We start from the raw sequence: 10,041 nt of genomic DNA on the forward strand, positions 1-10,041 counted from the left end.
AGACCGGAACCGGCGGACGGGCAACACGTCGATGCACCATTCGATCATGACTGGCCTGGCGGCAGACCGCCAGACCTCGCCTACGCAACAGACCGCGTAGTGGAGCATATCGGCATCAGGCCGCTTCCGTTGTTGATGTTCAGGTTCGGGTTCAGGTGGGAATCTTGGATCTGTTCATTTGATGGTCGAGGCGCGACTGAAGTCGCTGCCGGTTTTAGAAGACCTCGATGTGTTCCGCGATCGGGGTCCGGGTGGAGCAGCAGGCGGGGAATCTATCCGGTGAATGATTTCGTTCTTTAGAGTGCAGAGGAACGACTCCGTGGCCGCGTTGATGGTGCCCGATAATATTTTCGTGGAAGGGTTGAAGGGGGCCGCTGTCGGCGGGTGGTGTGTTCAGGCGGGTGCGTGTTCGTGGGTGGTATCGAGGGGGTCCGGTCCATCGTCGAGGAGGTGGCGTAGTTTCTCGCCTTCGACGTCGAGGTTGGGCAGGATCCGGTCGAGCCAGCGGGGTAGCCACCAGGCGGCGCGGCCGAGTAGGGCCATCACTGCCGGGATGATGGTCATGCGCACGACCACCGCGTCGAAGAGCACGGCGACGCCGAGGGCGAAGCCGATGGACTTGACGATCGATTCGGGCGACAGGATGAACCCGGAGAAGACACTGATCATGATGAAGGCCGCGGCGGTGACGACCCGGGCCCCGTGACCGAACCCGGTGATCATGGCCTGGCGCGGGGTGCTGCCGTGCGAGTATTCCTCGCGCATCCGCGTGACGAGGAAGACCTGGTAGTCCATGGCGAGACCGAACACGATGCCGACCAGGATGATGGGCAGAAGGCTGATGATCGGCCCGGTCTGCTTGATGCCGAAGACGTCGGYGAGCCAGCCCCATTGGAACACCGTTACGACCGCGCCGAATGTGGCCGCGATGCTGAGCAGGAAGCCGAGGGTGGCTGTCACCGGCACGAGCAGGGACCGGAACACCAGCAGGAGCAGGACGAACGCCAGGCCGACCACGACGATCAGATAGGGCAGGAGCGCGTCGCCGAGCTTCTTGGAGACGTCGATGTTGATGGCGGTCAGACCGGTGACACCGATGCTGGCGCCAGGCACCGTGCCGTCGATCTCCCGGATGGAGTGGACCAGTTCCTCGGTCGCGGCGGCGCTCGGTTCGCTTGTCGGGATGACGGTCAACAGCGCGGTGTCGCCCGCCGGATTGATGACCGCCGGGGTGACCGTGGCGACGTCGCGGAGGCCATGGATCGCCTGTGTCACCTGGTCCGCCGCCGCCTGCGCCGACCCGGCGCCCGCGTCGACGGTGACGGTCAGAGGAGCGTTGAAGCCAGGACCGAACGCGCCGGCCAGCAGGTCGTAGGCCTTGCGTTGGGTGGTGTCGGGTGCGGCGGCGCCGTCATCAGGCATGCCGAGTCGCAGGTCCAAGGCTGGGATCGCGATGACACCAAGGGTGATGACTCCGATGAGCAGCGCCACGACCGGGCGGCGGGCGATCGCCCCGGCCCGCCTCGCGCCAATGTTGGGCCCCGGCGTGGCACGGTCCGCCTCCAGGTCGCGGGCATGCAGCCCACGAGGCTTCCGGGAGATCCGCCGGCCGGCGAAGCCCAGCAGCGCCGGCAGCAGGGTCAGCGCGATGACCACGGCGACGGCCACGGTGAACGCGGCGGCCAACCCCATCTGGGTGATGAACGGAATGCCCGCGACCACCAGCGCCGCGAGCGCGATCACGACGGTCAGGCCGGCGAACACCACCGCGGAACCAGCGGTGCCGACCGCCAGACCGGCTGCCTCTTCCCGGTCGCGGCCGGCGGCGAGCTCGTGCCGGTACCGGGAGACGATGAACAGCGCGTAGTCGATACCCACCGCCAGGCCGATCATCAGGGCGAGTGTCGGCGTGGTCGACGACAGGTTCACGAACCCGCTCATCGTACTGATCGCGCCGATGCCGATCGCGATGCCGAGGATCGCGGTCAGCAGCGGCAGGCCGGCCGCCACCAGCGAGCCGAACGTGATGAACAGGACTACAGCAGCGACAGCGATCCCGACGACTTCGCCCGCGCCCTGCTCCGGCTTGACCCGCACCGCATCGCCGCCGACCTCGACGGTCAGGCCCTGGGCGCGAGCCTCGTCCACGACGGCGGTGAGCGCGTCGCGGGCCTGATCGGTGAGGTCCGCCGACGGCACCTGGTAGGTCGCGCTCGCGAAGGCCACGGTGCCGGCGGCGTTGACCGCGCCGGACTGGAACGGGTCGCTGACCGAGGCGACCTGTGGCACCTCCTTCAACTGCGCGATCGCCTGCTCGACCTCCGCCCGCACAGCACTGAGCTGCTGGCCGTCCGGCGCGGCGAACACGACCCGCGCCGTGGCGCCATCGGCGGAAGCCTGCGGGAACCGCTCGTTGAGGAGGTCGATCGCCTGCTGCGACGGCGTACCCGGGATGCGGAACGTGTCGGAGGTCGACTCGGACAGGGTGGCGGCGCCGGCCAGCGCGGCGGCGAGGACCGCCACCCACACGGCGGTGACCAGCCACCGCCGGCGGAACGCGAACCGGCCAAGCCGATAGAGGAACGAGGCCATGTAGGGGCTCCTGTTCGAAGGTGCATGGGATCGCCCGGCCACAGGCGGCCGACGGCCACGGGCGTGGCGACCGGGTCCCGCTGGTTCCAGCGGTGCCGGATGACACCCGAGACGCTAGCCGTCCAGCAAGTGAAATGCTAGCTGATCGTAAAGTACGTCACTTGTCGAACGGCCAGGATCTTGCTTTACGAACGACTGGTTGATGCCCTAGCATCGACGAGTCGAGCGCTAGCTGGCCGGCAGGTTGCTAGCTTGTCAATCGGCAAGCTAGTCTGTGAGTCCGTAAGGATTCAGCGAGGAGTAACCGTGACCCCCGCCGCACTGAATGCACCCGGCGTGACCGACACCCGAGGGCGCATCATCGACACGGCGGTCCGCCTGTTCACCAGGCACAGCTACGCGGGCACCTCGCTGCAGATGATCGCGGACGAACTGAGCGTCACCAAGGCGGCCCTCTACTATCACTTCCACACCCGCGAGGAGCTACTCACCGCGGTAGTCGAGCCGGTGCTCGGACCATTGCGCACCATCATCGAGGCCGCCGAGGCGCAACGCACCCCCCACGCCCGCGCGGAGCACCTGCTCGCCGGCTACGCCGCCCTCGCCGTGCGCAACCGCGCCGTGATCTCCGTGCTGGCCGCCGACCCCGGCGTAACCGACGTGCTGCTCACCCAGCGCGACCTCGGCGACCTGATCAGCCGCCAGGTCCGTCTTCTCGCCGATGTCGACCGCGGTCCCAGCGGGCAGATCAAGGCCGCTCTCGTGCTGGGCGGAATCGCCGTCGCGGTCGCACCGAGACTGATCGACCTGGACGACGATGTCCTGCTCCAGCACCTCGTCGAGGCGGGCCGCCGCACGCTGGGGCTACGCACGCCACGGCGGGCCACCCACAACGCGGCCCCCAGCCAGACCGGACCTCCCTGAAAGCTCGAGACTGCGAACCCCCACCGAGCCCGCGCTGACGAACACCTGTGGGGTGCCAGAAGTCGGCCTGGGCCTGTGACCTGGGGCGATGCGCCGGCACGGGGCCGGCGGCATGATGGCTGGCTTGTCCTGCTCGGCCGCTCCTCGGCGTCCAAGGACCTGGAACTGCTGGTGTTGCGGCACGAGGTCGCTGTGCTGCGCCGTACCCAGCCCAAGCCCCGGTGGGACTGGGCGGACCGGGCGGTGCTCACCACACTGATTCGACTCCTGCCCAGGGCACTGCGAGCGCACCGGCTGGTCACCCCCGGCACCGTCCTACGGTGGCACCGCCGTCTGATCACACGGAAATGGACCCACCCCCACCGGACCGGACGACCACCTGCGGGGTGCCAGAACTCGGCCAGGCTCTGCCGCACATCCGGTGGTCGCTGATGCGGCCAGTCATGTCACGATCTGTCATGGTTGGCGTGGATTGCCTGGTAGTGGTGGTGTTTGCGGGGTTGGCGCCGCTGGTCGTGGAGGACGTGGCGGACGAGGGTGACCGGATCCGGGTCGCGGCGCGGACCCCGGACCGACCGGCGGCCTGCCCGCGGTGCGGCGCGCTGACGGCGCGGGTGCACGGCTATCACGTGCGGGCGCCGGCGGATGTGGCGCTGGATGCGCGCCGTGTGCTGCTGGCCGTGCGGGTCCGTCGGCTTGTGTGCCCGACGCGGGGCTGTCTGCGGACGTTTCGGGAGCAGGTCCCGGGGGTGCTGGAGCGTTACCAGCGGCGCACCGTCAGGTTGGCGGCCCAGGTCGGTGCGGTGGTCCGGGAACTCGCGGGCCGCGGCGGGGCCCGGCTCCTGGGTGCGTTGTCGGTGCCGCTGTCACGGGCCACCGCGCTGCGCTGCCTCCTGCGCCTTCCGCTACGCCGCCCGAGGTCCCGCGGGTCCTGGGGGTGGACGACTTCGCGCTGCGCCGCCGCCACCGCTACGCCACGATCCTCATCGACGTCGAGACCCGCCGCCGCGTCGACGTCCTGCCCGGCCGAGGCGCCGACGTCCTGGAGGCCTGGCTGCGCGCTCATCCCGGAGTTGAGGTCGTCTGCCGGGACGGCTCCGGTGCCTACGCCGAGGGCGTTCGCCGTGTCCTGCCCGACGCCCAGCAAGTAGGAGACCGGTGGCACTTGTGGCACAACCTCGCCGAGGCCGTCCGCCAGGAGGTCGCCGCGCACAGCACCTGCTGGGCGACCGCCGGCCCGCCGCCCACCGAGGGGCCCCGCGCCCAGACCACCCGACAACGCTGGCAGCAGGTCCACGACCTGCTCGATCAAGGCGTGGGTCTGCTTGACTGCGCGCGAAGGCTCAGCCTCTCCCTGAACACGGTCAAGCGCTACGCCCGCGTCCCCGAACCCGAACGGCTGATCCGCGCGCCGGCGTTCCGCCCGACGCTGGTCGACCCCTACCGCGACTACCTGCGGGGCCGCCGGGCCGAGGAACCGGCCGTCCCGGTCCTGCGCCTGTTCCGCGAGATCCGGGAGCAGGGCTACACGGGCAGCCACAACCTGCTCGTCCGCTACATCAATCAGGGCCGGCTCGACGGCGACCAGCCCGCGATCTCCCCACGCGCCCTGACTCGCCTTCTGCTCACCAGGCCGGATGCTCTCACCGACGCCCAGCGCGACCGGCTCGACCAGCTCACCGCCGCCTGTCCGGAGATGACCCTCCTCGCCGGGCTGGTCCGCGGTTTCGCCGCGCTGCTCGACCCCGCCGACGGCAACGACGACCGTCTTACCGCCTGGATCACCACCGCCCAGGCCGCTGACCTGCCCCATCTGCATGCCTACACCCGCGGCCTCGACCTCGACCGGGACGCCGTGAACAACGCCCTCACCCTGCCTTACAGCAACGGCGGCACCGAAGGCGTCAACACCAAGACCAAGACCAAGAAGATCATGCGTCAGATGCACGGCCGCGCCGGCTTCCCGCTCCTCCGCCACCGCATCCTGCTCGACTAACGCACAGTCACCACCGATGTGCGGCAGAGCCGTTATCTGGACAGACCCCGCCGCGCACGCGGAGCAGCATCAGTCCGAGAGCGTTGCGTGTCAGGGCGTAGAGCAGGGACCACACCATGACCATCCAGCCTGCGTGACATGGGCCCCGTCCGGCAGGCAAACGCGCAGGTCACCGCCCAAATCGGGTTTCTGGAGCCCCAGGTCTGGCGTTTCGGTGCCGGGGGCCGTCTGAGGGTCTTCAGGACTCGGCGGATGGTGGAGGCGCTGACCCGGGGGCCGAGTGTGAGGAGCGCGCCCTGGATCCGCTGGTAGCCCCATGTCGTGTTCTCGGTCGCGAGCCGTTCGATGAGGGTCGCGATCTCCGCTCTGACCGGCGCGGTGGTCGTCCGATCCGGTGGGGGTGGGCCCATTTCCGTGTGATCAGACGGCGGTGCCACCGTAGGACGGTGCCGGGGGTGACCAGCCGGTGCGCTCGCAGTGCCCTGGGCAGGAGTCGAATCAGTGTGGTGAGCACCGCCCGGTCCGCCCAGTCCCACCGGGGCTTGGGCTGGGTACGGCGCAGCACAGCGACCTCGTGCCGCAACACCAGCAGCTCGATGTCCTTCGACGCCGACGAACGACCGAAGAGGACCAGCCAGCCGCACACTCGAACAAAGATCAGATAAAGCAGTCACGCGGACACAGTCGATCCTCATGCCGACAGCCGCGCCGTCGCATCAGCCCAGCTCACAGGCCCAAGACGACTTCTGGCACCCCACAGGCGCATCCGGTGACCGGACGATCTTCACATGGCCTATCGTGGCCATAATGTCGTTCAGGGTAGCGACCATAGGCGGATGGTGCTGTCGCTGCTGGTGCTTGCCAGCACGCGGCCGTTCGGGGAGAAGCGCACCGAGAGAACCCAGCCCTGGTAGCCGGTGAGTGGCGCGCTGATGGGCTCCGGGTTGGACAGGTCGGTCACGTCCCACAGTCTCACGGAGTTGTCGAACCCGCTGCTGGCGAGAGTGCTGCCATCCGGGGAGAATGCGAGCGACCAGACGCGGTTGGTATGCCCGGTGAGCGGTCTCCCGATCGGGTGGGGGTCCTCCGGAACGGCAAGGTCCCAGAGTCGGACCACGCCGTCGGTGCTCCCGGTGGCAAGGAGTCGTCCGTTGGGGGAGAAGGCGGCCACGTACGTGGTGGCGGGTGTTGGCAGGGATTGGGTCAGTCGTTTAGGGGCCCCACGGTCGGCCATGTCCCAGATCGCGATGGTCCTGCTGTAGCCGGCGGCGACCAAGAGGCGGTTGTCCGCGGAGAAAGCGACCGATGTCACGAACTCCATATCGCTGCTCAGTCGCGCGAATTGCCACGGTCTGGCGTGGTTGGTCATGTCCCACAGTCGCACCGTCGTGTCGTCGCTGCCGGATGCGAGCGTGCGGCCATCCGCGGAGAACGCCACCGACCATATCGGTCCCGAGTCGTCGGTCAGCGCACGACCGGCCGGCTGGGGAGCCCCGCTGTCGGCTGTGTCCCACAGCCATATGGATCCGTCCCAGCTGCCACCGGCCAAAATACGCCCATCTGGCGAGAACGCCAGTGATGTCACCCCGTCGCGTGGGCCGGTTAGGGCAGGATCGATCCGGACGGGCGTGGCGGGGTCGGTCATGTCCCACAACCACACTCCGCCTTTCCTGCTACTGCTAGCMATTACTTTCCCGTCGGGGGAGAACGCGGTGGACAACGCCCAGCCGTTCTGATCTGCCAACGGGCGCCCGAGCGGCCGGACGCCGGGTTCACGCCCGAGAATCATGGCGAGAATGAGAACGATACCTACCACGCTGGAGAACAACACCATGATGATAGCTGCGACGGAGATACTCCGGCGGTTCCACTTCCAGCCGGATCTGCGCGCGCCGTGAAACCGGCTGTGTTCATTCTGTGTGGCTGGTCTTGGTGCGGAGTCGTCCGCGGCTGCGAGTGCTGGTCGCACCAGAGAGACCGGATGGGTTGAGTACTCGGCGCCTTCAACAGCATCGGTGTTCTCATTGTCGCCGCCTGCGGTGGGAAGTTCGGTGCCGTCGCTCGTCGAGATCGACGCCGCAGTTTCCCAGAGTCTGAACAGGCGTGCGATTTCGTCCCCGTCGGCGCCGCATACTCGCGCGACGCGTTCGATGGTGCCGAACTGTACTGGCACGGACTGGCCTGTGCAGTAGCGCTGTACTGTGGATCGACCCGCGTTGACCTTTCGGCCGATCCATTCGTAACTCCGACCGCTGCGCTGCTTGAGTGCAGAGAGGAGTTCACCCAGCTCCTCGGAGGATGAGGCCGTCCTGACGGGTTTCCCTAGATCCCCATCCCGTGGTGAAGTCATGGCCAGCATGCTACCGACGGAGGGCGTCCGAGGATCTCCGCGTCCCAGTGCGCTGCGTTTCCGCAGGTCACAGCCGGTCCGATGTCCCGGGACCCCAACCCAGCTTAGCCCGGTTGTCAGATACTGGGCGGCTCTGCGACGCTACTGAAACCGCCAGCGGACGAGGCTCTCMCAGCCATCGTTGAGGCGCGGCATATCAAATGGCCCTGGGGCTTACGATCATATTTCCAGAATCGGAGAACCTCAGATTGGGTCCCGGTGGATCGCTGTCGAAGCAGCTGATTCTCTGAGCTGACAGAAACGGTGCGTGGGAGTTAAGAAATGCAATCTGTAATGACAATCAAACTAGGCTGGAGGGCGGACTGGTGAAAGGATGGCCGCGACTCCCGTCGTCGTGCCTGCGACAGGTCTGGAAGCAGTTCGCGATCGTCGTCGGCGGAATCCTTCTGGCGCTCCTGGCAGCGGCGAATCTTCCTGGTCCATCCGCGCGGCCGGCGGGAGTTGGTGCTTCGGCGGTCACGCCGGGCGCGAGTGCAAATGCGCCGGACCAGATACCGCATCTGTTACGCCGATACGCCCAGACCGCTGTCCCTTCGCTCCCTTCAGATGCCGCCCCGATCAGAGCCACCCGAGCTCCGGTCGTTGTCCCCAACGTGGTCGGCCTGGACCTGCGGACGGCGGAGGGCGTGCTTTTCCCCTCGATATTGCCCAGTGCCATCGATGATCCGGCCTGGCGCGGGCGGCGGACCGTCGGGTCGCGCTGGGTGGTCGTGACGCAGAAGCCGGTCGCCGGCAGCCAGGTGCCAGCGCTGACCACTATCGATCTGTACGTGGTTGAGGCTCGGGAGTCGGATTGAGTCCGCCCCGGCGGGCCTGGGGAAGAGAGCGTCCGGGAGGAATCTGCCCGGTGCAGGATCCGGAAAGGGCATACGTGTCGGGATCGACTCGGTGTCAGTGGGGAACTGGTATGTATTTTTCTGCCAAGCGCGACTTTCAGGTTACTGAAAGGAGAGCGGAGTATCTAATCGCTGGGCGGTGGTTGCGGGTCGCTACCGGGGCCGCGGCGTCGGGGGCTGCGCTTTCGACGATGGGGATCTTCTACCTGCGCGCCTCGATGCATCCGTCTGGCCTCGGCGGAGAAGCGGAGGCTCGGGCGATGGTGGAGTGCGTGTTGCTGATTGCATCGGTCACGCTGGCGACGCTGGCCGGCTACCAGGTCGCCGCGGACGGGACGCGCCGAGCGTACGCGCAGGCATGGACAGCGGGCATCCGGGAAAAGGACAGCAATGCCCGCTTTTGCGCCCGGTATTTCTTCGGCCGCGCGGTTGACCGGCTCGGCAGCGAGAACAACACGACTCGCCTCGGCGGGATCTACGCCCTGGAGCGGATCGCGATGGACTCACCGAGTGACCAGCGCGCGGTCGTCGAGGTCCTCTCCGCCTTCATCCGCACCCGCAGCACGGACCCTACGCTGCGGCCCGCCGCGTCCGGTCCGGTCGTTCCGCTGCGCCCTGCCGTGGACATCCACGCTGCGGTGGCGGTCCTGGGGCGTCTGTCCGTCCTCGACGGTGTCCCCCGCGCGGACTTGAGTGGTGCGAACCTGACAGGTCCCGCCGCCCTGCACTGCATACAGGCCAGCTATGGCAACCTCAGCAACACCGACCTCACCGGAGCGGACCTCAGCCACGCCCATCTGGGTCGGGCGGACCTCACTGCCACCCGGCTGGGCGGCACGAATCTCACGGGCGCCTCGCTGAACGAGGCCAACCTCAGCTATACCTGGTTGGGCGGAGCGAACCTGACCCGCGCCCGGCTAGGCGGCGCGGATCTCACGGGCGCATCGCTAAGCGGAGCGAACCTGACCCGCGCCTGGCTGGACGGCGCGGATCTCACGGGCGCATCGCTAAGCGGAGCGAACCTGACCCGCGCCTGGCTGACCGAGGCGGACCTGACCGGCGCCTGGCTGGGCGGAGCGAACCTCATCACCGCGGTGGGACTGGTCCAGGATCAGATCGACGCGGCATACGGCGACGGGTGGACGCGGCTACCGCCGGAACTAACGAGACCGGCCTCGTGGACCTCGGCCGAGGCTGACGAGTACCGCCCGGCAGATCCACACCAGTTCGTCGGACAGTGGCATCCGGAGGTGCTGGCGGGGCAGGACAACGCCCTGTCCGCC

Annotated in this window: 6 protein-coding genes and 3 pseudogenes; 5 read left to right on the plus strand and 4 right to left on the minus strand. The window is 67.9% G+C overall.

Annotated features, from left to right (window positions below; genetic code table 11):
- Positions 1 to 393 precede the first annotated feature (393 nt).
- Complete coding sequence (locus tag BBK14_RS04760) at positions 394 to 2,592, minus strand: MMPL family transporter (RefSeq protein ID WP_071059984.1); 2,199 nt, start codon at positions 2,590 to 2,592, stop codon at positions 394 to 396.
- A gap of 306 nt (positions 2,593 to 2,898) precedes the next feature.
- Between BBK14_RS04760 and BBK14_RS04765 the strand changes: the two genes are divergently transcribed.
- The 3 genes and pseudogenes from BBK14_RS04765 (at position 2,899) to BBK14_RS04770 (ending at position 5,512) form a co-directional block, all read left to right on the plus strand.
- Positions 2,899 to 3,516, plus strand: coding sequence for a TetR/AcrR family transcriptional regulator (locus BBK14_RS04765; protein ID WP_083390720.1), 618 nt, complete (start codon positions 2,899 to 2,901; stop codon positions 3,514 to 3,516).
- A gap of 75 nt (positions 3,517 to 3,591) precedes the next feature.
- Positions 3,592 to 3,948: an integrase gene (locus BBK14_RS34610; protein WP_083390721.1), complete on the plus strand. Its 357-nt coding sequence runs from the start codon at positions 3,592 to 3,594 to the stop codon at positions 3,946 to 3,948.
- Positions 3,949 to 3,974: 26 nt separating this feature from the next.
- A pseudogene (locus BBK14_RS04770) lies at positions 3,975 to 5,512 on the plus strand (ISL3 family transposase).
- Between the two features lie 34 nt (positions 5,513 to 5,546).
- Here BBK14_RS04770 and BBK14_RS41590 read toward each other — a convergent pair.
- The 3 genes and pseudogenes from BBK14_RS41590 to BBK14_RS04775 form a co-directional block, all read right to left on the minus strand.
- A pseudogene (locus tag BBK14_RS41590) lies at positions 5,547 to 5,672 on the minus strand (helix-turn-helix domain-containing protein); the annotation flags it as partial.
- Positions 5,673 to 5,712: 40 nt separating this feature from the next.
- Positions 5,713 to 6,158: pseudogene (locus tag BBK14_RS42000) on the minus strand (integrase core domain-containing protein); the annotation flags it as partial.
- Between the two features lie 168 nt (positions 6,159 to 6,326).
- A complete protein-coding gene (locus tag BBK14_RS04775; RefSeq protein WP_083390722.1) occupies positions 6,327 to 7,871 on the minus strand; it encodes a helix-turn-helix domain-containing protein in 1,545 nt (514 codons plus the stop codon).
- A 644-nt stretch (positions 7,872 to 8,515) separates the two neighbouring features.
- On the opposite strand from BBK14_RS04775, the gene BBK14_RS04780 reads away from it, so the two are divergent.
- Positions 8,516 to 8,719: a hypothetical protein gene (locus BBK14_RS04780; RefSeq protein WP_071059986.1), complete on the plus strand. Its 204-nt coding sequence runs from the start codon at positions 8,516 to 8,518 to the stop codon at positions 8,717 to 8,719.
- Between the two features lie 50 nt (positions 8,720 to 8,769).
- Positions 8,770 to 10,041 (plus strand): pentapeptide repeat-containing protein (locus BBK14_RS04785; protein WP_241831137.1); only part of this gene is annotated, 1,272 nt, incomplete at its 3' end.

The organism is Parafrankia soli (genome assembly GCF_001854695.1).
Lineage (GTDB): Bacteria > Actinomycetota > Actinomycetes > Frankiales > Frankiaceae > Parafrankia > Parafrankia soli.